Origin of the sequence: Acidaminococcus sp. AM33-14BH (genome assembly GCF_003603525.1) — a bacterium.
GTDB classification, from domain to species: Bacteria; Bacillota; Negativicutes; order Acidaminococcales; family Acidaminococcaceae; genus Acidaminococcus; species Acidaminococcus intestini.
This window is the reverse complement of sequence record NZ_QTNG01000003.1, coordinates 134,034-156,849: the sequence shown is the minus strand read 5'-3', so window position 1 is coordinate 156,849 and position 22,816 is coordinate 134,034. Positions and strand designations below refer to the sequence as shown.

The window sequence follows — 22,816 nt, the reverse complement described above, 5'->3', positions numbered from 1 at the left end:
AAGGAGTCTCACGTAACCATGAAGTCCAAAAAACTTCCAGAATCCGTCTTTTTGGAGCGAATCCACGCTCTTCAAAGGGACCTTTGCACTTTGGCGTCCCAGCCTGTTGAACAAAAAAATGTGAACTTTGGCGTCCAGCTCATCGTGGTCAATGGTAGGGAGCGCGCTGTTGTCACGATTTATAATGGAAAAGATGGATGGCGTCCTGTGCTTTCACAGAAAGAGGGGCCCTTCTTTGACCGAGTGAGGAATGTTGTCTTTGGCATGGACGCAGCTTCTTCAACCCCATCTGGGGAAAAAGGTGTAGGGCCTCTTTTGACCCTTTTAGGAGCGGTCAAGAAGCCTGGTGAGTTATGGGCGGGCAGCGACGAATCGGGAAAAGGTGACTATCTTGGCCCTTTGTGCGTAGCCGCCGTCATTCTTGATGAAATTGGTGCCAAAAAACTTCTTGCCCTTGGGGTTAGAGATAGTAAGACTCTCTCAGACGCGAAGATTAGGAGGCTTGCGCCGCAAGTCTATGCCATAGCCAAAGCAAGTGCCGCGGCCGCCCTTATGCCCCAGCAGTACAACGAGGAATATGAGAAGGCGCAGAACCTGAATCCGCTTTTGAGTACTTATCACATTGGGGCCATTATGACTGTCCTTAAAAAAGTTCCGGAATGTCATTTTGCCCTGGTTGACCAATTTACCCGGTCTCCTTACATCAAAAATGAGCTGGAAAGAGCGGTTCCTGGTCTTTCTGTTTATTCTCATACGAAGGGAGAAGCGGATATGGCCGTGGCGGCAGCCTCAATTCTAGCTCGTTCCCTGTTTCTCAAGAAGATGGAGGAGTTATCCCAGGAGGCTGGTTTTGAACTTCCTTTTGGAGGCGGCGCCCAGGCAACACGAGCTGCAGAAAAAATCATCCAGCAGGAAGGGCGAGAACGCCTTGGCCATTACGCCAAACTGCATTTTGCCAATACAAAGAATCTCAAGGGATAGCTCCTTGTCTGTTTTCTTGTTCTCTAACCTATGATATAATAAGAGGGTTATGTAGCACTCATCACTTTCGTGAAATTTTGATGGGAAGGTCTTTCCATGAATAAACAAATTTTTCGCATGCTTCTCGTCCTCTTTTTTGTCGTTGTCTGTGTCTCCGCCGGCGTCATCTATTTTACCTTTGATCGCAGGGCCTTGGATTATCTGACGACATTTCGTCCGCAGTACGCCCTGCTGGCCCTTTTCCTTCTCGGTGTAGGTCTTTTCTTTGACGGGACACGACTTATTACGCTGACTCATCTTTCTGATGAAAAGATGGACTATAAGCACGTGTTCAATGTTGTCTTCAGCAACTATTTTCTGGCCCTTTTGACCCCGGGCCAAGGAGGCGGCGGGATTGCCCAGCTGATGTTCATGAAAAAAGCGGGCGTTTCAGTTGCTAAATCAACCTTGATCATCATTGTCAGGACCGTTATGTCCATTTTGTTTCTTTTCCTCACTGTGCCAGTTGTCTTTTATTTTGATCCGAGTCTTGTGAGCTGGATGCCGCCCAGCGTCATTGCCCTCGTTTGTGCCTTCTTTATTTTTGCACCTGGCATGCTGATTTACTGTATCGTTACAGGACGCTTTGAAAAATGGCTGGTTCGGTTCTGCCGCCGCTTTTCCCCAAAGGTTCAGGAAGCGGTCTTTCTTTGGTACCGTGATTTCCAGCAGGCCCTGCTCCTGCTTTTCAAGAATCCCAAGCAAGTTCTTCGAGCATTTATTGAATCCGGTCTCAGCCTGCTTTTTATTTATTCGGTTGTGCCCGTTTTTATTTACGCCTTTGGCATTACCAATATTCCACTTCATATCATTATGGGACGGATGTGTCTCATCAACCTTGTTTTATACTTTACGCCGACTCCCGGCGGTACTGGGGTTGCGGAAGGGGGATTTCTGGTCCTTTTCAACTCCTTGCTTCCAGCGGGTGTGGCCGGTGTAGTGGCCGTTATGTGGCGCTTTTTCTGTGAATATATTCCCTTTACGATTGGGGCCATCGTCACAATCAAAAGTTTTGGCCTTGATGTGTTGACGCAGATTCGGAGGAGGAACATCGACTGATGAAAAAAATCCTAGTGACCGGTGGGGCAGGTTTCATTGGATCCCACATCTTGGAAAAATGCAGTGAAGTTCCTGGACTTTCCGTAACTGTCCTGGATAATCTCTCTTCAGGATTCAAGGAATATGTCCCTCTTTCGATGAATTTGGTGCAAATGGACGTGCGGGATAAAGCATTGATTGATTTCCTGCTACAGGAAAAGTTTGATACAGTCATCCACCTAGCTGCCCAAACCTTGGTGCCTTTTTCCATGGAATATCCTTTGGTTGATGCGGACATCAACATCAAAGGGCTAATTAATCTATTGGAAGGCTGCCGCAAGAGCGGTGTCAAGCGAATCATCTTTTCATCGAGTGCGGCCGTCTATGGGGATAATCAGCATCTTCCCCTTACGGAAAAGGAAATCCCAGCGCCGACTTCTTTCTACGGTCTATCCAAGGTGACGGCAGAATCCTACATTCGTCTCTACTGCTTACTTTACGGGATGCATGGAATCATCCTGCGATTTGCCAATGTCTATGGCGAGCGGCAGGGAGAAACGGGTGAGGGCGGTGTCATCAGTATTTTTGCCCGTCTTCTTCACGAACATAAGCCCCTTACCGTTTTTGGCGACGGTCAGCAGACCCGGGACTTTATTTATGTAGGTGATATTGCGGAAACAATGGTTCGTTCCCTTAGTTATGAAGGACTTGCCACGCTGAACGTTTCGACAGGATGCAAGGTTTCCCTCAATGCGCTTTTATCCGTTATGGAAAAGCTCACGGGACAGATTCCTTCAGTACAATATGGACCGAGGAGGAAAGGGGATATCCGTGATTCGGTTTTATCCCATGAAGCCCTTCAAAAAGAACTCGGACCTATGACATTTACTTCACTTCAGGATGGCCTTTCCCGTACGCTTGCGTATTTTTCTACCCATCCGTAAGGAGGGATTTTCTTGAAAAAGATTATCATGGTCCTATTGGCGGTCAGTCTCTTTTTGGTCAGCGCCTGTCATAAAAAAGAGACGGCGCCTCAACCGGCTGCAGCACCGATGCCTCAGCTGCGCCTGGCAGCTGATGAAGGACCAAATACCAATGCCCGTGCAGCGGTTGCCATCAGCCGCTTGTTGAGTCTTCATTTTGATGGCCTTGATACAAGTACCCTTTCTACGGCGGGCTCGCTGGCTTCTTTGGATCTTATGAAGCAAGGAAAAGCTGATTTGGCCATTGTTCAGCAGGACGTTGCCGAAGCAGTTTTTTCAGGAAAGGCACTCTACGAAGGAAAACCTTACCAGGATTTTCGTGAACTGTGTTATCTGGGGTCCCGCACACTGTATTTTCTGGTGCCTCGACTTTCCACCCTCTCTGATATAAGGGAGCTCAAGGATTGTAAAGTCGCAGTAGGCGCTCCTGGATCGGGCATGGAAGTTACAGTTCGTGCCTTGTTGCGTGCTGCCCATATGAAACGTCAGGATATGGTCTTTCAGTATCTTTCCGATCAAGAAGCTTTATCTGCTGTAGCTTCCGGTCGAGTCGACGCAGCTTTGGTTATGGGGGGCTTACCGGATAAGGAAATCAATGAAGCTCTCGCGGGCGGAGCCCTTCGCTTGATTCCTCTTGAGGGAGCCGCTTTTGAGGAGCTAGCTGAACGGACGGGACTGTATTTGCCAACAACAATCAAATTAGGGACATATCCTTATATGGAGGGCCCTGTTTCCACCCTTTCTGTTCCAGTCCTACTTGTAGGAACAAGCTCGCTCCCGAAGGAGAGGACCCTGGCGCTGCGAAGCTTACTCCAAAATGGGGTGGGGGAGATCAAAAAAAGCGATGTTTCCCTCCTTTCTTTTCCAAATCAGACACTTTTTACGCCCTCAGGAATTCCGTTTCCTGAAAGTTGGGAGAGCTCGGAGAAGAAGAATCCGGGCGAATCTTCTCAATAAAGAGGAGAATGGCTGATTTTCTGCGCCAATCCGTTGCAAATCTAGACGCTACAAGTTATAATGAAATACTAGGGATTAGGGGAAGGATGGTCCATATCCTTCCCTTATTCTTAACGTGATTCTGTGTTAGCAGAGTAAAACAGGAATTTTCCACGGACTGTCATCGTCCCGTGGTTGATGGGTTTTAGGATCTAAAACCCCATAATTCATAGATTATCGTACTTTTGGAAGCCTTTCAGTCTCTTTTTTGTGTTAAAGGTGAGCTGCGAGCTTTCGCTAAAAAATTGAGGAGGTGTCCCTTTTGGCAAAAGGACAACAGAAAAAAATAAGCATCATCCCTTTGGGTGGTCTTGGTGAAATTGGTAAAAATATGACCGCGTTCCGTTACGGAGAGGAAATCATCCTGGTTGATGCCGGTCTTGCTTTCCCGGATGATGAAATGCTCGGGATCGATCTTGTCATTCCAAATTTTTCCTACCTTGTTGAAAACAAGGATAAGGTCAAGGCAATCTTCCTGACCCACGGTCATGAAGATCATATCGGTGCCATGCCCTATGTGATGAAGGAACTGAACTGCCCCGTTTATGGCTGCCCACTGACGCTAGGAATCCTGTCGGGCCGTCTTCGTGAAAATGGCGTTTCAGATCAAAAGTGCAAAGCGGTCAAGGCTGGGGCCACTGTTCGTGCTGGATCTTTTCGGGTCGAATTCATCCATGTGAACCATAGCATCCCCGATGCGGTATCTCTTGCAATCCATACGCCTGTGGGTACAATTGTCCATACGGGTGACTATAAATTCGATCAGACCCCTGTTGACGGCCAGCCTACGGACTTTGCACGGCTTGCCGAAATTGGAGATAAAGGCGTCCTGCTTCTGCTGGCTGATTCAACAAATATTGAACGGCCTGGATTTACGCCCAGTGAAAAGAATGTAGGAAAAACGCTCGATGAACAGTTCAGGGCTGCCAAGAACCGGATCATCGTGGCCACCTTTTCCTCCAACGTCCATCGCCTGCAGCAGGTCATTGACGCAGCTGTCATGACGCGCCGCAAGGTTGCCGTCATTGGACGCAGCATGGTCAATGTCGTCAATATTGCCAGCGAGATGGGATATCTCAAGATTCCTAAAGGTGTACTCATTGATATTGATGAAACACGCAACTATTCACCGCGTCAAATTGCCATCATTACGACGGGCAGTCAGGGGGAACCCATGAGCGCCCTTACCCGTATGAGCAATAGTGAGCATAAAAAAGTGTCCATCATGCCCGGCGATACGGTCATCATTTCCGCTACTCCGATTCCAGGAAATGAGCGCGGCGTGGGGCACACCATAGACAACCTCTATAAGCTCGGAGCGGAGGTCGTCTATGGACGGGAGCGGGGCATTCACGTTTCCGGTCACGCCAGTCAGGAAGAAATCAAGATGATGCATCGACTGATCCGTCCAAAATTTTTTATGCCGGTCCACGGTGAATACCGTCACCTCGTGCTTCATAAGAAGCTCGCTATGCAGCTTGGCATGAATAAGGATAATGTCGTCATTGCTGAAAATGGATCTGTTGTGGATGTAACTCCGAACTCCATTGGAATCAGCGGCCACGTAACAGCCGGCAAGACCCTCATCGACGGACTTGGCGTAGGCGATGTCGGCAATGTCGTTCTTCGCGACCGCCGCCAGCTCTCACAAGATGGGATTCTCATCGTTGTGGTAACTATTGATCACAGTAATTATTCCATTGCTGCTGGTCCTGATATTGTCTCCCGCGGATTTGTCTATGTCCGTGAATCGGAAGAACTCATGGAAGGCGCACGTGACCGGGTTCTCTCCACTCTTGATAAATGCCGGGAAAGCCATGTGACGGAATGGTCCAGCTTGAAGTCCGCCGTACGGGATTCCTTGGGGCGTTATCTCTTTGAAAAAACGAGACGCCGTCCCATGATTTTACCGTTGATCATGGAAGTTTAACTGTCTGATAAAATAAGGAAGGATTGCCGTGAAGAAAAAAACGCAGCCAAAGAATACAAAGAAGAGGACAAAGGCCGGGGAAAATGGTTTTTCCTACAAGCTTGAGGCCCTTGGGATCGTATATGCTGCTCTTGGCCTCTTCATGGCTGTAAGCCTTTGGTATCCCGAAGTCGGTTTTTTGGGAGATTCTGCCCATTATTTCCTGACCATGGGTCTGGGAAGGGGCGCTTTGCTTCTTCCTATCTATTTGGTGATTTTGGGGTTAGGCTATGTTGTGAATCATAAGCGTCTCCAGTTCTCCAAAAGATTCTTTTCCATCCTGCTTTTTTTGGTGTCCCTTCTTTCCCTCTGGCATGCCAGTGTGATCCCGGAAGGGGCTGAAATCCTGCCAGAATCATTACCTATCGGTGGCGGCCTCCTTGGAGGCGCCATCGTGTTTGTTTTCACAAAGATTGCAGGCCGTATTGGGACCTTTATTCTGCTCATTGCCCTGACCTTGATTTCCTTGGTCCTGACAAATCGCTTCTCCCTCAGCAAACCCTTGAAGGCAGCTGGGGAAGAGATGAAGAACGGAGCCATGACAGCCGCTCAGAAATGGAATGATTACCAAGATGCTCGCAGAAAGCGGAAACGGGAAATTTATGATCAGGAGCGGCAGGAAGAAGCACAAATAGATCAAGAGGCCCAAACCGAGGGCCCTAAGCATCAGAGCATCAGTGAGATCATCAAGGGAGCCCTATCGAGTACAAAACCACTTGTTAAATTTGATAAGGATGAAATTGAGGGCACTTTGGCAGCCCAGTCACCGGCTGTGGAAAAGGAACCAGAATATGTGCCCTATGAACCTGTCATCCCACCGAATATTCCCGATGAGCCGGCAGGAACGGAGAAAGAAAAAACACAGACAGCCGTATCCAAAGCTCAGGCAGAGGGTACTGCCCTTAGCACAGTTGAACAAGCCGATGCGTCCAGCTATGAATTTCCTCCCTTGACGCTTCTTAACCCACCGCGACCTGTCAATCGAAACCATTCTCGCCAGGAAATGGAAACCCAGGGGCACATCATTGAAAAGACGCTGACCGATTTTGGTGTTAAGGCGGCCCTTGTCAATGTCACCAAAGGGCCTTCTGTTACGCGGTATGAACTGGAACCGGCTCCCGGTGTCAAGGTGAACAAGATCCAGAATCTAGCTGAAGATATTGCCTTGAAGCTTGCCGTGACGAGCGTCCGTATTGAGCCAATCCCAGGCAAGGCTGCCATTGGGATTGAGGTACCGAGCCGCTACAGTGAGGCTGTGACATTCCGTTCCATCGTGGACTGTGATGAAATCCGTAACGCCAAAGGAAAACTTTGCGTCGGTCTCGGCAAGGATATCTCCGGCCGTGTTATTGTGGCCGATCTCAGCAAGATGCCTCATTTGCTGATTGCCGGTTCTACCGGGTCTGGTAAATCCGTTTGCATCAATACCATCATTGCCAGTCTTCTTTATCGGGCAAAACCGAACGAGGTCAAACTTATCCTTGTTGACCCAAAGGTCGTAGAACTGACAAATTACAATGGCATTCCCCATCTTTTGACCCCCGTTGTTACAGGGCCTAAACAGGCCGCCTCGGCCCTTCATTGGGCTGTTGTTGAGATGGAACGGCGCTACAGCCTTTTTGCAAAAACGCAAGTGAGAAAGATTGACGACTATAACGCCGTTGTTCCTGCTGATGAAGCCCTGCCCTTTATTGTTGTCATCATCGACGAATTAAGTGACCTCATGATGGTTGCCGCCGTCGATGTAGAAGACGCAATCCTGCGTCTTGCCCAAAAGGCCCGTGCTGCTGGAATCCATTTGATCCTTGCGACACAGCGTCCGAGTGTCGACGTCCTTACGGGGACCATCAAGGCCAATATCCCTTCGCGGATTGCCTTTGCTGTATCCTCCAATACGGATAGCCGGACCATCCTTGATATGAGCGGGGCTGAAAACCTTTTGGGCCGTGGGGATATGCTTTATTTCCCGACAGGTGCCAATAAGCCAACCCGTGTCCAAGGCGCCTTCATCACCGACGAGGAATTGGGACGGATTGTTGACTTCATCAAATCTGAATCCATTCCGACCGCGTATGAGGAAGAAGTAACGACCCAAGCCCTATCAGAAGATAAGAAAAAGCATGCTGCTGGGGAAGGGGAGGACGAGGCTGAGGACGACTTATTTGAAGATGCCTTGCGTCTTGTTGTTTCTACCCACCAGGCATCCAGTTCCATGCTCCAGCGAAAGTTCCGTATCGGCTATACCCGTGCCGCCCGGCTTGTAGATATGATGGAAGAAAAGGGAATTGTAGGTCCCAGTGAAGGGAGCAAGCCCCGCAGTCTCATAATGAGTGAGACTGCCATTGCGGAACGTTTCTTTACCAAGAACCCAAAGAAAGAGGCTGACTTTTCATGAAGCATATTGGAGAATACCTAAAGCAGCGGAGATGCGAAAAAAATATAACTCTGGAGGAAGTGGCATCCCAGACTGGCATCCGGGAGCAATATCTTACCGCTCTCGAATCCGGTGATTTTGAGAAGATTCCTGGAGATGTGTTTATCAAAGGGTTTATCCGGAATTACGGCAACTTCCTTGAAGAAAATGGCAATGATCTTGTCGAAGCTTACACAAAGGGCCTTGCCACACCAGAAGCCCTGCATGAACCCTTGAAGGCAGCTCCTTCGGATGTAAAAGAACAGCCCGAAGTCCTGCAGGAGCCCGCTTCTTCCCCTGCTTCCACAGCAGATGCCACGCCCGAAAACGACGAAGAGCGCACCATGGTTGTGACCCCTTCCATGATGGAAGAGGCGAGACGCTCGTGGGAAGAAGAGGAAGCATTCGAAGAAGAACAAGAAAAGACTACCCCGAAAGTGCAGGCCGTCATCAAGGAAATCGATGATGAACCGGAACCCGATGAAAATCAAAAAGAGGAATCTGGTATCGTTAAGAAACTGCGCCATTTCATTGAAAGCATCCTGTATGAAGAAGTCGACGAGGATGATGACGAAGATGACGACGCTGACGATGAGGCGTTAGAAAACGGCGAGGATAGACAGGAAAGCCCGCTTTATGCCTATCAAAAAAAGGAACGTCAAGACAATCGGAAGGGTGTCAGTGCCTATCTAAATATTCGGATCTTCGGCATTGTATTTGCCATTTTCTTTGGGATCTTCTGTGTGGTCATGGCTTATTTCCTGTTTGGCGGCAAGACCATGCCGGAAATCCCTGCTACGACGAGTCTATCTGACAGTGTAAAGAGTGAAAATTCTTCAACCAGGAAGGCGGAAGAAGCAAAAAAAGAAGAGAAACAGCCGGAGACAAAGGAAGAAAAAAAGGGGGACACCAAAGCCTTTGGAAAAGAACAGAAAAATGGGGTCACGGTAACAGTTACGTATAATAAACCCGTCTGGACGGAAGCCGATATTGACGGTAAACGTGTGGAAACGGCTACGGTCAGTGCTGGGTCGACAAGAACGTACAATGGAAAATCCACTGTTAAACTGAGTTTCGGCAGTATTCGAGACGTATCCATCAAGGTCAACGGAAAAGACTATAAATTGAAGGATACAGAGTGGGGGACCATGAGCAAGACTTTCCGTGCCCAGTAAATAAAGAGAGGAGTCCAAGTTGAAAATAGGAGTTGTAAGCCTAGGATGCCCTAAGAACCTCGTTGATTCTGAGGTCATGATGGGACTTATCCGTGACCGTAAATGGGAACTGACTAATGATCCATCCCATGCCGACATCATTATCGTCAATACCTGCGGTTTCATCGAAAGTGCCAAAACCGAATCCATCAATACCATCCTGCAGATGGCAGAATATAAGAAAATAGATTCCCATCGTAAACTCATTATGACGGGCTGCTTGGGTCAGCGTTATGCCCACGAACTTTTTAAACAGATGCCCGAAGTGGATGCAATTATCGGAACAGAATGTTATGATGCCATTGGGTCGGTCATTGATCGCGTGGAAAAGGGAGAGCGTTTTGTGCTGCTTGAAGCGCCTAAGCAATACTCCCAGCCTAAGAGCCGCGTCCTTTCCACTCCGCAATATACAGCTTATGTGAAGATTGCCGAAGGCTGCAGCAATCGCTGCTCCTATTGTGCTATTCCAAAAATACGGGGACCATATCGCAGCCGACCCTATGAGGAAATTGTAGAAGAAGTAAAATCCTTGGTTCAGCAGGGTACGCGGGAAGTTATCCTTGTTGCGCAAGATACGACGCAGTACGGGATTGATTTATACCACAAACTGCGTCTTTCCGAGCTTTTGCGTGATCTGAATGAGATCCCTGCCTTAACATGGATCCGCATCCTATACTGTTATCCCGAATCCTTTTCTGATGAACTCATAGAGACCATGGCCCAATGCAAGAAGGTTTGCCACTATGTTGACCTTCCGCTGCAGCACGCCAGCAATTCTCTTTTAAAGACCATGCGCCGTAGGGATACGCGGGAACAGGTTGAAATGCTCCTTGCTAAACTTCGCAACAGGATGCCTGACATCTGCCTGCGGACGACTTTTATTGTCGGCTTTCCAGGAGAAACTGAAGCGCAATTCGAGGAACTCCTTGATTTTGCTCAAAAAGAACACTTCCAATGCGCAGGTGTCTTTACCTATTCACAGGAAGAGGAAACCGAGGCAGGTGCCATGAAAAACCAGATCGATGAAGCAACCAAGCAGGAACGCTATCATCGCTTGATGGCACTGCAAGCCAAGATTTCTGAGGAAATCCAACAGGAACGGGAAGGAAAGGTCCTGACAGTTCTTGTGGAGGGACATGATGAAAAAAATCCGGACCTTGCTGTGGCGCGGTCCTATGCGGAAGCTCCTGATATTGACGGTAAGATCTTTATTGAAGGTGCCAAGGGACTTCGGGTAGGGGACTTTGTCAACGTCCAGATCGATCAAGGCTTTACGTATGAGGCTGTTTCTCACCTCGTAAAGGAGTGAATGTTCTGTGGATGTAGAAATCATCAGTACGGGAACGGAACTTTTATTGGGGGATATCCTTAATACGAGTTTCCAGCTCCTGTCAAGAACCCTGAATGACGCCGGTTTCAGTGTCCTTTATCAATCAACGGTGGGAGATAATCAAAAGCGCCTTTTAGCTGCCCTTTCCATTGCGCAAACGCGTGCCCAGATCATCATCCTTACGGGCGGCTTAGGCCCCACAAGAGGCGATATTACAGCTCAGACCGTTGCCGATTTTCTTGGCCGTCCCCTTGTGCTGAGTGAGGAATGGCTGAAAAAGATGGAGGCTTATTTTGCCTCTCGCGGACTTGTCATGAGCCCCAATAACCGGAAACAGGCCTATGTACCGGAAGGGGCGGTCATTTTCAATAATGATGTGGGAACCGCACCGGGTATGGCGATTGAAACAAATGGCGGCAAGGTTTTAATCCTGCTGCCAGGACCGCCTGAAGAAACTAAGTTCGTCCTTGAAAACGAGATGATGCCTTACCTTCGCCAGAAATTCCAAAGTCAAGGGATCATCCATTCCCGCATTCTTCATCTAAAAGGGTTGACCGAATCCATGACAGCCGAAAAACTTGATGACATTATCATGGCACAGACCAATCCGACAGTGGCACTATACGCGCGCCGCGGTGAAATCCTTGTACGGATCACAGCAAAAGCTGCAAGCCTGGAAGATTGTATGGCACTCATTCACAACGAGGAGACCAAGATCCGTGCCAAAGTTGGAGAATATATTTACGGAACTGACTATGAGACTTTGGGGGAAGCACTGGGAAAGTTGCTGCGTGCTAAGGGCATGACCATCGCTTTTGCAGAATCCTGCACGGGAGGGCTTGCCTCAAGTCTGGTGACCGATGTACCGGGAAGTTCGGAATACCTCATTGGTTCCGTTGTTTCCTATACCAATCAGGTCAAACATGAGATCCTGGGCGTTCCCCAGGAAACGCTCGATACGTATACGGCGGTATCCAAGGAAACGGCGATTGCTATGGCTGAAGGGGTGCGCCGTTTAATGCGCAGCGATATTGGGGTCAGTATTACAGGGATTGCAGGTCCTACAGGCGGTTCACCGGACAAACCGGTAGGACTGGTTTATGAAGCCTGTGCAACAAAGCATGGCACGGTTGTACAGGAACTTCGCTATCGGGCTTCGCGCACGACCGTCAAACTCCGTGCAGCAATGAACGCCATGGCCCTTGCCATGGATGAAGCTAAGAAATGAATCGTGCCAAACAAGTATGTTAGGAGAACCTATGACAGAACCAACAATTACGACCTTTGAAGACCTGAACCTTGACAAAAAGATTCTCTCTGCCCTGAAAGACATGGGCTTTGAGGAACCGTCACCCATCCAGAAAGGGGCCATTCCCCTTGCACTTGAAGGGGATGATATCATCGGACAGGCTCAAACCGGTACGGGCAAGACAGCGGCTTTCGGCATTCCCATCATCCAATCCATTGATGAAAAGAATCGCCATGTCCAGGCCTTGGTCATGTCCCCAACACGGGAACTATGCATCCAGGTGGCAGAAGAAATCAGCAAAATTGGCCGGCTGAAGCGTGTCCATGTCCTGCCTGTATATGGCGGACAGCCGATTGAACGCCAGATTCGGAGCCTGAAACATGGCGTCCAGGTCGTTATTGGGACCCCGGGCCGCCTTTTGGATCATTTGCGCCGCGGCACCATCAGTTTGGACCATATCCACTTCCTCGTCCTTGATGAAGCGGATGAAATGCTTGATATGGGGTTCATTGAAGATATTGAGACCATCATCAAGGAAGTTCCGCCAGAACGGCAGACCATGCTTTTTTCAGCGACGATGCCCCGTCCAATCTTGAGCATCAGTAAAAAGTACATGCGGACACCAAAGGTGGTAGCCATCCACAAGGAAATTGTGACGGCTCCGACCATTGATCAATATTATTATGAAACGCGCGATAAAGTGGATGGTCTGTGCCGAATCCTTGATACGACAGATGACTGCAAGATGATCATTTTCTGCCGCACCAAGAAAGGCGTGGATGAACTGGTCATTGCTCTTGCCACCCGTGGCTATGAGGCGGAAGGCCTCCATGGGGACCTGAGCCAGACGCAGCGTGATCGGGTAATGAAGAAATTCCGTCAAGATCAGGTTGATATCCTCGTTGCAACAGATGTAGCGGCCCGCGGTATTGACATTGACAATATCACCCACGTGGTGAATTTCGATGTTCCCCAGGATCCGGAAAGCTACGTCCACCGCATTGGCCGTACTGGTCGCGCCGGCAATACCGGCGTCGCCTTGACCTTTATCACTCCTCGTGAATTCCGTCAGTTAAAGCTCATTGAACGAAGCGTAAAGACGAAAATCATCCGCGGCCAGCTTCCGACCGATGCCAATGTCCTTGAAAAACAGCGGGAACAAATCATTTCCAAAATGCAGAGCATTCTTGAACAAAATCAATATCATGATTATCTGCCTATTGCAGAAGCCCTGGAAAATGATTATGACATTCATGATATTGCGGCGGCCGCTATCAAATTCATGCAGGAAGGAAATAAAGCTTTGGAAGAGCCCCAGACTGCGGATGCGCTGCCTGAAGCTCTTGCCAACACGGGGGCTCGCCCCGGCATGGTTAGACTATTTATCAACATCGGCCGCAGTGCCAAAGTCACGGTACGGGATATCATCCAAAGCATTGCCATCGAAGCCGAGATTCCAGCAAAATCGATTGGCCGCATCAGCATCTATGACAAATTCAGTTTTGTTGAAGTTCCTGCCGACTCAGCAGAAAAAGTCATGGCCGTGATGCATAAAAATACCATTCGCGGATTCCGCGTCAACATGGAGCCCGCTAAAGCACGGAGATAAGCACCATGGATAACATCGTCTACGGGAAGACGGAGGGAATTAAAAAACGGGTCTTGGAGCAGCTTCAATCGCTCTACAACCTGCATCTTGATCAGGGCCAGCTCATTTCGGAGGAACTGGCCCTCCTTCTGCGTGATATTTCGGAATCCATTGGACGCGAAGTCTCTGTCTATGTGGACCGCAAAGGAATAATTTCCAGTGTTTCAGTTGGCAGTGATCATGCAGTTTCCCTTCAGGATACGGGAAGCCGGCGTTCTCTGTGGCGTTTGTCAGGAATCACTGCAATCCATACTCATCCGTCCGGCACATCGCGCTTAAGTGGGGTAGATATTTCCACACTTAAAAATTTGCGTCTTGACGGCATGGCGGCTCTTGCTTGGAAAGATGCGGAAGCGATGCCCCTTCTTTCTTTAGGCCTGATTACAGACCTTACTGATGATGGAGTGCCAGTTGCCGAGGAATTTGGACCTTATTCTGCCAAAGAAGCTGCCCGTATTCCTTATGGAACGCTCTTGCAGACGATTGAACGAATTTTAGGAAAAAAGACACGCAGCGAAAAAACGGGAAAAGAAGTAGAACGAGCCATGCTGGTTTCCCTTCATTGGGGAGAGGATCGTTCTCGCTATTGTGTTGAAGATTCCGTTGAAGAATTGGCACAGCTAGCAGAAACGGCAGGGGCCATTGTCGCAGCTAAATTTGTCCAGTCCCGTCCCAAACCAGATCCAGTATTTTTTATTGGAAAGGGGAAAGTTGAGGAAATGGCCCTTTTTGCTCAACAGGAAGATATTGATTTATGCCTTGTTGACGATGACCTCTCTCCGGCCCAGCAGCGCAACCTGGAACAAGCGTTAGGTGTCCGGATCATTGATCGAACAGGCCTTATCCTTGACATCTTTGCCAAACGGGCCAGAACCAGTGAAGGTAAGCTTCAAGTGGAACTGGCTCAACTGCAGTATCTTCTGCCCCGCATCATGGGGCAGGGCGCCAGTTTGTCTCGCTTGGGCGGCGGCATCGGAACAAGGGGCCCTGGCGAAACTAAACTTGAAGTGGACCGCCGGCGGATCCGTGACCGTATCGGATTTTTAGAAGCCCAGATTGAAAAGATGAAGGGGGCACGCCGGACGCAGCAGAAAGCCCGGGAAAAAAGCAGGATCAAACAAGTCTGCCTTGTGGGCTATACAAACGCAGGTAAATCTTCCCTGCTGAATGCCCTTACCCATTCAGAAATCTATGCAGAAAATCAACTTTTTGCAACGCTTGATCCAACAACGCGGCAACTCAGCCTGCCCAATAAGGAAGTTTGTACCTTGACAGATACGGTCGGCTTCATTCAACGCCTGCCGCATCAATTAGTGGCCGCTTTTCGTTCGACGCTCGAAGTCGTAAAAGGGGCAGATCTCCTGCTCCATGTGATCGATGTGAGCCATGAACTTCACGAGAAACAGGAGGAAGCGGTGCTAAGCGTCTTAAAGGAACTTGGTGTAACAGATACACCAATCCTGACCGTCTACAATAAGATCGATAAGCTGCCGGATCATGAGGGGCTAAAAATGCGGCTTGATCGAGAGGAATCCCTCGCCATTTCTGCCCGCTCTGGAGAAGGAATCCCCGCCCTTATTAAAAAGATTGCAAGCTTTCTCAATGAAGGAAAGACGGAAGTGACCCTGCTGATTCCTTATACAGAAACAAAGCTCTCGGCTCAGCTTCACGAAAAAGCGACGGTCCTATCCGAAAGTTACGGGGAAAAGGGAGCCCTTATGAAAGTCCGTTTGGATAAACATGATGTAAAGCACTATGCCCCTTATCTAAAGGAGGAAACATAAAACATGATCAATTGGGATGAAATCGAAGAGAAAGCCTTGCTTGAGGTGCAAAAGACGAGCTTTATCCATGAAAAGGCTGCCCTTCTCAACACTCGTAAGGTCCTTAAAGCATTCCGTAATCATCAAGTAGCCGATTATTACCTGAAACCAAGCACGGGCTACGCCTATTCTGATACGGGAAGGGATGAACTGGATGGAATCTATGCGGAACTCTTCGGCACGGAAGCAGCCCTTGTAAGAAGTCAATTCGTTTCTGGTACCCATGCTCTTGCCGTTGCTTTATTAGGTGTTTTAAAGCCGGGAGATGAGCTGATTGGAGCCACGGGAGAGCCCTATGATACGATGCAGACCATCATTGGTTCCCCCATCAAGACCCCGGGCTCCCTAGTCAATCAGGGTATTAGCTATCACGAAATCCCCATGATTGCCAATCATCCCAACATCGACGCCATTGTGGCCGCAATTACCGACAAGACCCGGATGGTCCACGTACAGCGTTCCTGCGGCTACAGCAGCGTCCGCAAAACACTGACTGTCGATGAAATCGGAGAAATCTTCAGTGCAGTCAAACGGGTTAAGCCTGATATCATCTGCTTTGTCGATAACTGCTATGGTGAATTTATCGAAGATAAAGAACCAACCCAAGTCGGTGCTGACCTCATGGCCGGTTCCCTCATCAAGAACCTAGGCGGCGGTATTGCTCCGACCGGCGGTTATATCGTGGGACGCAAGGATCTTGTCGAACTTGCTTCCTATCGTCTCACGGCGCCAGGATTAGGCGGAGAAATGGGAGCAACGCTTGGGGATACGGCCCGTGAATTTTATGAAGGCCTGTTTTTTGCGCCTCATGTAGTCCTTCAGGCCATCAAGACTTCGATTTTTGCGGCTTCCGTATTCCAGAATCTCGGATTCGAAGTGTCTCCGCTACCAGAAGAACGCCGCAGCGATATCATCCAAACGATTACCCTAAAAACCAAGGAAAATCTCTGCCGCTTTTGTGAGGCCATTCAGGCAAGTTCTCCCGTTGATGCCCATGTAACACCTGTACCCAGCCATTTGCCGGGCTATCAGGATGAAGTCATCATGGCTGCCGGCACCTTCGTCCAAGGGGCTTCCATAGAACTGAGTGCTGATGCCCCTGTGCGCGAACCCTTTACGGTATACCTTCAAGGGGGCCTGACTTTTGAACACGGTCACATTGCCATTATGGAAGCAGCAAGAAAAATCATGGATAAATAATCGTGCAGCGGCAATTGATTCATAGATTGTGGATAAAAGTAAAATAGGAGAGGGGAGGGATAGAAAAATCCCTCCCCTCTCCTATTTTACTTAAGTTTCCAAGACAAGGCCGTCACTTGATGATTTCTCGCTCACAGCATCCCAGACAGGATTCTTTTAAAGGACCAAAGGGAATTGTTCCTGTATAGCAAAAGAGCTGCTGTCTCTAAGCTGCGGATCCCCTCTGATCGGATTTTACTCACCTTGCTGTTTATTTGGCAATCTACGTATTTTCTTTATGCCCATTTTGCCTCCTGTCCAATCTTCTTGTCCCAATAAATCAAGATTGACTGCTCCATTAGACCTTTGCTGGGTGCTGGATCGTTATGGATAAATAAGCACATATGTCACCATATTTCTCTTCTAAGACGATTTTAGAAAATGATAGACACCTCTTATGAGAAAACATGCTCTAAATGCAGATTTGAGCTTATAAGCCAGATTTCCATATCTGTAGGGCCATTATAAGAAAGACAGTCAGTTCGTCTTATGAAGAAATGAACAGTAGTCTTTTAGAAAAATGAAAATAATAAACAGATGATCATGAGAAAAGTAGGAGCAAGTGGGAGCCATAGGAAAAAGCATCCTATATAACATCAAAATAGTAGTAAAAGGTAAAATGTGAAAAAGTGCTTCTTTCGAAAAATAAAACCGCCTCTATATTTTATGTTAGATGCGGTTTTATTGAAATATGCATATATTTAATCATAAAATAGATAAAAGCCCTTAAAACGCAAATTTAAGCGTTTTAAGGGCATGAAACCTTTGTTGGGAATTTCATGGCTTATTATCTATCGTAAACGAGCAGGAAACAATCAAAGAACACGGAAAACACCTACAACAACTCCGGTAATCTTAATATTATCCGTACCAACGATGGGTGAATAAGCGCTATTTTCCGGAACTAGACGAATCTGTTTGAGTTCACGGAAATATCGTTTTATCGTCGTTTCTTCTCCATTTAAAAGAGCAACCACGATATCCCCATTTTGGGCGTAATCTTGACGGCGAACAAAAACATAGTCCCGGTCAAGAATTCCGGCATCTTTCATACTATCGCCTTCGACGACCATCATGAAGACATCGTCCTTGGTCCCGAGAAGTTCTGTTGGAATGGGGTACATATCCTCGATATGTTCATCAGCAAGAATGGGATCGCCGGCGTGAACAGCCCCAACAAGAGGCACGCCAACTACTTCCTTCTTGCGCCAGGCTTCATCAGAAACAAGTCCATACGTACGGGGTTTATCCGTATCCCAGTTCAAGAAACCTAAACTCGCAAGCTTCTTCATATTGTTATGAACACTGGCACTGGAGGCCAGGCCAACACCCTTACCAATTTCACGGACGGATGGGGGATAGTTATTTTCAGAGATATAACTTCGAATAAATTCAAGGATCATTTCCTGACGGTCCGTAAGTCCATTAGCGTGTATCGAATTTGCTTTAGGTCTGCCCATAAGAAAGCCTCCCATACAAGGTATTTTAAAGAAATATACTATATGTAGTAGTATATCAAGAGTTCAAATAATAGTCAAACGTACGTTTAGTAAAAGAGAAGAAAATATGAATAAAATAAAGATAATAAAAGAAAAACGAACAACGGAATGCAAAAGTAAAAATCATGATAGATTAAGGAAAAAGAAAATAAAGTTTACGCTAAGAGAATTCCGAGATTAAGATACGTAAAAGAAGATTGTCATTTTAGATAGGAGTGTAGCTTGCAGGAATGGTTGGCTGCAGCCACTTAAAACTGTACGCAGCTAAGGACGTGGGGAACAGAAAAAGCATTTTTTAAGCAGAAATTTTTACGTCCTATAATATATATTATGTAAAATAGTATAAAAATAAAGGCCGTAAAAAAAATCCCGGAACCCTCTTTTCCTAAGCCGTTCCGGGATTGTATCCGTTCTTAAGTTGATTTCTTTTTTTGACCAAGAAGTGTAAATGACTGTACGGCTCGTTTAAATGCACTGAGCTTCAGGTCATAGTTGATGGTATCATCTGTTTGAAAGTGGATAACATAACCTTCACCTTGTGGATTAAGGAGATATGCATTGAGTAGGAAGACTTTCTTTAAGTCTTCATTATCGGTCGACTGCGAAAGACTTCCGCGAAGGTCACCGACAATGATGGGTTCATGATGAAGGATTGTAATATTGGGTGTATAGCTTGTGATTTTTTCGATGAAGTTCTTTTCTGCTTCATTGATAGTCGCCTTTGTGGCAGACCCTAATTCCTTGAAACTGTCATCGCTGAGCCTTCGGATCATCATGGAATCCGTATGGACACTGCTCAAGCTGCGTCCAAAAAGGACATTATCGGCACGCAGTGTATAAATACGCCACCCACTGGGAATTTCCATCTGGAATCCGAGGTTGGGGACGGTTAGGATATTTTCATCCGTATAATGGATCTTTTTCAGATCTAGATCCTTTGTGATTGCTTTTAAGGCTTCCTTGCCAGCTTCTTCATTGGCCTGTGTTGTACGGACCGTTACAACGCATAGATTATTTTTCTGCGTTTGGTATGCCCGTCCAATGATAAAGGGACGTCTTGTCTTTTCTGGATCTTTGGGAACACTGCGAAAATCATAGCAGCCTGCTTGCATTTCTTTTTCTAACTGAGCCGATGGGTTGTTCTTTTTTCCGTGAAGTTTATCACGCAAAAGAGCTGCCTTATCAGTTGTTTGGCCAGTGGCCTTATCATCCATGCCTACAATCGTATTATCCTGATCATCTTGGATTTTCTTAAGGAATTTCGAAAGTTCCCGTTTCTGTTCTCCTGAGTATTGTTTCATGGGAACAGAAATAAAACTGGGCAGTGTATAAAGATCCGCACTGATGAGAAAGTCTTCCCCAACCTTAAAGCGAACACCTGTTGTTGTATGATACAATTCTGTACTGCCTGGCGGAATGGTCATGGTAAAGCCACCGCTTTTCGGTGTATAGCGCTGCGGAGCGGCCGCCATGGCAGGATGCTGGATGCTGAGGCCTAGGACTGTAAAGGCTGCCGTAAAGAGTGCAGCTATCCGTTTTTTCACTTCTCTCCCCTCCCCTTTAGGCCCTGGAAAGTCGCTCAGCACAGCGCTGAGCTTCGGCGCAAACTTTTTCGTAATCAAGGGTCAGATATTCGCCGTTTTCATAAAGCAATTTTCCATCTACAAAAACATGGCTGACACTGTGGGAACTGGCGGCATTGCAAAGAAGGGAATAGCGGTCATTGCGGGGGAACCATTCCGGTTCTTTCAGATCATAAAGAACAAGATCTGCTTTGTATCCTGTTGTGACGGCACCCACTTCATCAAAGCCGATGGCTTTGGCGCCTTCTAGGGTTCCGCATTTGATTGCAGTTTTAGCGGGCACGCTCCTAGGATTATCCTCTTTGACTTTGGACAGCATGGAGGCTAGACGTACCTCTTCAAGCATATCCAGATTATTGTTGCTTGATGCCCCATCCGTTCCAAGACCGAGGACAATGCCTTTTTGGAGCATTTGGCCGATGGGGGCAATTCCGCTTGCCAGTTTAAGGTTGCTCTGCGGGTTGGAGGCAATGCGTACATGATGCTTCCTTAGGATTTCCATATCCTTGTCATCAACATGGACGCAATGGGCAGCAAGGGTTCCCAGCTCAAATAAGCCCAGTTCTTCCATCAAGGCAATGGGCGATTTGTCATATTTCTTGAGACAGTCCGCCACCTCCCCTTTTGTTTCCGCAAGATGCATGTGGATTTCGGCTCCTTTTCGGGCCGCTTCCTTTACGATGCTGCAAATATATTCCGGAGCGCAGGTATATGGCGCATGGGGGCCATACATCACATGAATCCGGTCATTTTCGACGCCGTTCCACGTATCAAATAGAGCTGAATTCTCATCAAGACGGGCTTTGCCATCGGCTGCGGAAGACCCGGTAAGGCCCCTTGATAACGCAGCACGGATTCCCGATGAAGCCACGGCACGGGCCGTGGCTTCCATAAAGAAGTACATATCGGCAAATGCCGTTGTACCTGTACGGATCATTTCCGCTATGCCAAGGAGACTGCCCCAATACACGTCATTTCCCGTGAGATGATTCTCCATGGGCCAGATTTTGTCCTGCAGCCAGTCCATAAGGACCATATCATCGGCATAACTGCGAAAAAGAGTCATAGCGATATGAGTATGGGCGTTTACTAAGCCCGGCGCAAGAAGATGGTCTCTGCCATCGATTACGAGGCTGCCTTGAACCGGCTCTTGACCGATATAGGCAATGCGTCCATCCTTTATCCCAACTTGATAGGTTTTTCCGTCATTTCGATCCAAGATCTCAGCGCCTTGGATCACGGTATCGTAAAACATCTGTTGCTTGTACCCTCTTTTCTTTAGATTTTATCAATGGGAAAACCACCCACAGCATGAGCCGCTTCCCGGCAGTGACAAGATGCCAAGGTCTGTTCTTCCTCTGTTAGGAAGGCATGGATGATGCGAGCAATGGTTTTGGCATTTTCATCCATCATGGCAACAACTTCCTCATGAGATAGGGCCGTCCAAGAAAGACCGGATCCCATATTGGTCACTAGGCTGCAATTGGCATAGCAAATCTCTGCTTCCCTTGCAAGGACGGCTTCCGGCATTTGGGTCATCCCTGCTACATCACCGCCCATAAGTCCATACATCCGAACCTCGGCAGCAGTTTCATAGCGTGGCCCTTCTGTAGCTACATAGCAGCCAGCTTTACTGTGCCGTACGCCAAGTCTTGTGAGGATGCCGTTGAGCCGCTCCCGCAGGACTGGACAATAGGGAAAGCTGAAGTCAACATGGCAGACCGGCATGACACCGCCATCAAAAAAAGTATGCTCGCGCGATTTTGTAAAATCAAGGATTTGACTCGTATTGACAAACGTCCCAGGAAGCAAGCCGCGATTCAGGGAGCCTACAGCGGTAAAAGATAAGATTTCCGTTACACCCAACTTCTTCAACGCATAGATATTGGCACGATATGGAATGCGATGCGGCGGCAGACTGTGCCCCTTGCCATGACGAGCAATGAAGTAAACAGATGTATCATCGATCTTGCCTGCAAATCCTTCCGCCGTACCAAATGGGGTTTCTACCGTAATGGGGGACAGCGTTCCAAATATGGAGGTATCTTCGACACCTGTACCCCCAATGATTCCAATTTTGCGCATAACGTTCACCTCTGCTGATTCAAACTTTCAATGATAGGGAGAAGTTCCGGTAAAGATGCAATCGTATAGTTCGGTTTTATTTCTTGCTGGAAACGTATGGGGTCAAAGCTGGACCACCCGACCTTGACTGAAGCACGGCATCCAGCTCGCATTCCGCTCACTAGATCATAAGGACTGTCACCGACACAAAGGCATTCCTCACCGGAAAGTCCTAGCTTTTTTAGGGCAAGAAGGCTGGGTTCTGGATCAGGCTTATGAAGGGCTGTATCCCGTACGCCAATCACACCTTCTATATAGGGAGAAAGCCCCAGACAGCGTAGTCCCCGTTCACAAGTCTCATTGGTCTTGCTTGTCACAATGATGGAATGGATCCCCCTTTCCTTTAGGCGCTGACAGCCAGCCAAAACAGAAGGAAAGGGACGGATCATTTCATCATGAACAGAAAGCTGATACGTCCGATAAAAAGTCAGCAGCTCGTCGAGATGGGCTTCATCCCCACCACTCAGCTGCAGCATGGCCTGAGGCATAGGAAGACCAAACGTCGTCAAGATTTTCTCATCAGGCGGGACCTTTCCATAAAAATGAGAAAAGGTTTGATGGAAACAATGAAGGATGAGGGGTGTTGTATTGGCAAGGGTTCCATCAAAATCAAATAAGATTCCTGAAATGGTCATGAATGGCTCCTTTTGTGTGTCGCTTACGTTTCATCTGATAACAACTCATTTTA

General features: G+C 47.8%; 17 protein-coding genes. 12 read left to right on the top strand and 5 right to left on the bottom strand.

The genetic code is table 11. From position 1 onward, the window contains the following. Positions 1 to 18 precede the first annotated feature (18 nt). From rnhC to DW817_RS03310, 12 genes are all read left to right on the top strand, one after another. Positions 19 to 981: a ribonuclease HIII gene (gene rnhC, locus DW817_RS03365; RefSeq protein WP_009015248.1), complete on the top strand. Its 963-nt coding sequence runs from the start codon at positions 19 to 21 to the stop codon at positions 979 to 981. Between the two features lie 96 nt (positions 982 to 1,077). Further along, on the top strand, positions 1,078 to 2,079 hold the full coding sequence (locus tag DW817_RS03360) for a lysylphosphatidylglycerol synthase transmembrane domain-containing protein (RefSeq protein ID WP_014128458.1): 1,002 nt from the start codon (positions 1,078 to 1,080) through the stop codon (positions 2,077 to 2,079). Next, positions 2,079 to 3,002, top strand: a complete 924-nt coding sequence (locus DW817_RS03355) for an NAD-dependent epimerase/dehydratase family protein (protein WP_009016285.1) — start codon at positions 2,079 to 2,081, stop codon at positions 3,000 to 3,002. The genes DW817_RS03360 and DW817_RS03355 overlap by 1 nt, the downstream gene beginning before the upstream one ends. Positions 3,003 to 3,014: 12 nt before the next feature. Further along, positions 3,015 to 3,998 carry a TAXI family TRAP transporter solute-binding subunit gene (locus tag DW817_RS03350; protein WP_014128459.1) on the top strand — a complete coding sequence of 328 codons (984 nt, stop codon included), beginning with the start codon at positions 3,015 to 3,017 and terminating at the stop codon, positions 3,996 to 3,998. A 292-nt stretch (positions 3,999 to 4,290) separates the two neighbouring features. Beyond that, complete coding sequence (locus tag DW817_RS03345; RefSeq protein WP_009016287.1) at positions 4,291 to 5,967, top strand: ribonuclease J; 1,677 nt, start codon at positions 4,291 to 4,293, stop codon at positions 5,965 to 5,967. Positions 5,968 to 5,995: 28 nt separating this feature from the next. Further along, the gene (locus DW817_RS03340; RefSeq protein WP_120111056.1) at positions 5,996 to 8,401 is read left to right on the top strand and encodes a DNA translocase FtsK; all 2,406 of its coding nucleotides are present in this window, start codon (positions 5,996 to 5,998) and stop codon (positions 8,399 to 8,401) included. Then, a complete protein-coding gene (locus DW817_RS03335) occupies positions 8,398 to 9,594 on the top strand; it encodes a helix-turn-helix domain-containing protein (RefSeq protein ID WP_009016289.1) in 1,197 nt (398 codons plus the stop codon). The genes DW817_RS03340 and DW817_RS03335 overlap by 4 nt, the downstream gene beginning before the upstream one ends. Positions 9,595 to 9,613: 19 nt before the next feature. Continuing rightward, complete coding sequence (rimO, locus tag DW817_RS03330) at positions 9,614 to 10,942, top strand: 30S ribosomal protein S12 methylthiotransferase RimO (protein WP_120111053.1); 1,329 nt, start codon at positions 9,614 to 9,616, stop codon at positions 10,940 to 10,942. Between the two features lie 7 nt (positions 10,943 to 10,949). Next, complete coding sequence (locus DW817_RS03325) at positions 10,950 to 12,191, top strand: competence/damage-inducible protein A (protein ID WP_009016291.1); 1,242 nt, start codon at positions 10,950 to 10,952, stop codon at positions 12,189 to 12,191. A 31-nt stretch (positions 12,192 to 12,222) separates the two neighbouring features. Then, entirely contained in the window at positions 12,223 to 13,821 is a 1,599-nt protein-coding gene (locus DW817_RS03320; RefSeq protein WP_009016292.1) for a DEAD/DEAH box helicase, read from the top strand. Between the two features lie 5 nt (positions 13,822 to 13,826). Next, on the top strand, positions 13,827 to 15,644 hold the full coding sequence (gene hflX / locus DW817_RS03315) for a GTPase HflX (protein WP_120111050.1): 1,818 nt from the start codon (positions 13,827 to 13,829) through the stop codon (positions 15,642 to 15,644). A 3-nt stretch (positions 15,645 to 15,647) separates the two neighbouring features. Continuing rightward, positions 15,648 to 16,883, top strand: coding sequence for a methionine gamma-lyase family protein (locus DW817_RS03310; RefSeq protein WP_021736793.1), 1,236 nt, complete (start codon positions 15,648 to 15,650; stop codon positions 16,881 to 16,883). Positions 16,884 to 17,737: 854 nt separating this feature from the next. Here DW817_RS03310 and lexA read toward each other — a convergent pair. The 5 genes from lexA to DW817_RS03285 all read right to left on the bottom strand — a co-directional run bounded on the left by lexA (position 17,738) and on the right by DW817_RS03285 (position 22,763). Continuing rightward, positions 17,738 to 18,382: a transcriptional repressor LexA gene (lexA, locus tag DW817_RS03305; RefSeq protein WP_009014752.1), complete on the bottom strand. Its 645-nt coding sequence runs from the start codon at positions 18,380 to 18,382 to the stop codon at positions 17,738 to 17,740. Positions 18,383 to 18,834: 452 nt separating this feature from the next. Continuing rightward, entirely contained in the window at positions 18,835 to 19,965 is a 1,131-nt protein-coding gene (locus DW817_RS03300) for a hypothetical protein (protein ID WP_120111046.1), read from the bottom strand. 16 nt (positions 19,966 to 19,981) lie between these two features. After that, positions 19,982 to 21,259, bottom strand: coding sequence for an amidohydrolase (locus DW817_RS03295; RefSeq protein ID WP_120111042.1), 1,278 nt, complete (start codon positions 21,257 to 21,259; stop codon positions 19,982 to 19,984). Positions 21,260 to 21,282: 23 nt separating this feature from the next. After that, the gene (locus tag DW817_RS03290) at positions 21,283 to 22,089 is read right to left on the bottom strand and encodes an S-methyl-5'-thioinosine phosphorylase (RefSeq protein ID WP_120111038.1); all 807 of its coding nucleotides are present in this window, start codon (positions 22,087 to 22,089) and stop codon (positions 21,283 to 21,285) included. Positions 22,090 to 22,094: 5 nt separating this feature from the next. After that, on the bottom strand, positions 22,095 to 22,763 hold the full coding sequence (locus DW817_RS03285; protein WP_120111034.1) for an HAD hydrolase-like protein: 669 nt from the start codon (positions 22,761 to 22,763) through the stop codon (positions 22,095 to 22,097). Positions 22,764 to 22,816 lie beyond the last annotated feature (53 nt).

What these genes read in the sequence shown, in the direction of transcription:
- lexA (WP_009014752.1), bottom strand. Translation starts at nt 18,382, where the DNA reads ATGGGCAGACCTAAAGCAAATTCGATACACGCTAATGGACTTACGGAC.
- DW817_RS03310 (WP_021736793.1), top strand. Translation starts at nt 15,648, where the DNA reads ATGATCAATTGGGATGAAATCGAAGAGAAAGCCTTGCTTGAGGTGCAA.
- DW817_RS03355 (WP_009016285.1), top strand. Translation starts at nt 2,079, where the DNA reads ATGAAAAAAATCCTAGTGACCGGTGGGGCAGGTTTCATTGGATCCCAC.
- rnhC (WP_009015248.1), top strand. Translation starts at nt 19, where the DNA reads ATGAAGTCCAAAAAACTTCCAGAATCCGTCTTTTTGGAGCGAATCCAC.
- DW817_RS03320 (WP_009016292.1), top strand. Translation starts at nt 12,223, where the DNA reads ATGACAGAACCAACAATTACGACCTTTGAAGACCTGAACCTTGACAAA.
- DW817_RS03290 (WP_120111038.1), bottom strand. Translation starts at nt 22,089, where the DNA reads ATGCGCAAAATTGGAATCATTGGGGGTACAGGTGTCGAAGATACCTCC.
- hflX (WP_120111050.1), top strand. Translation starts at nt 13,827, where the DNA reads ATGGATAACATCGTCTACGGGAAGACGGAGGGAATTAAAAAACGGGTC.
- DW817_RS03295 (WP_120111042.1), bottom strand. Translation starts at nt 21,259, where the DNA reads ATGTTTTACGATACCGTGATCCAAGGCGCTGAGATCTTGGATCGAAAT.
- DW817_RS03335 (WP_009016289.1), top strand. Translation starts at nt 8,398, where the DNA reads ATGAAGCATATTGGAGAATACCTAAAGCAGCGGAGATGCGAAAAAAAT.
- DW817_RS03285 (WP_120111034.1), bottom strand. Translation starts at nt 22,763, where the DNA reads ATGACCATTTCAGGAATCTTATTTGATTTTGATGGAACCCTTGCCAAT.
- DW817_RS03360 (WP_014128458.1), top strand. Translation starts at nt 1,078, where the DNA reads ATGAATAAACAAATTTTTCGCATGCTTCTCGTCCTCTTTTTTGTCGTT.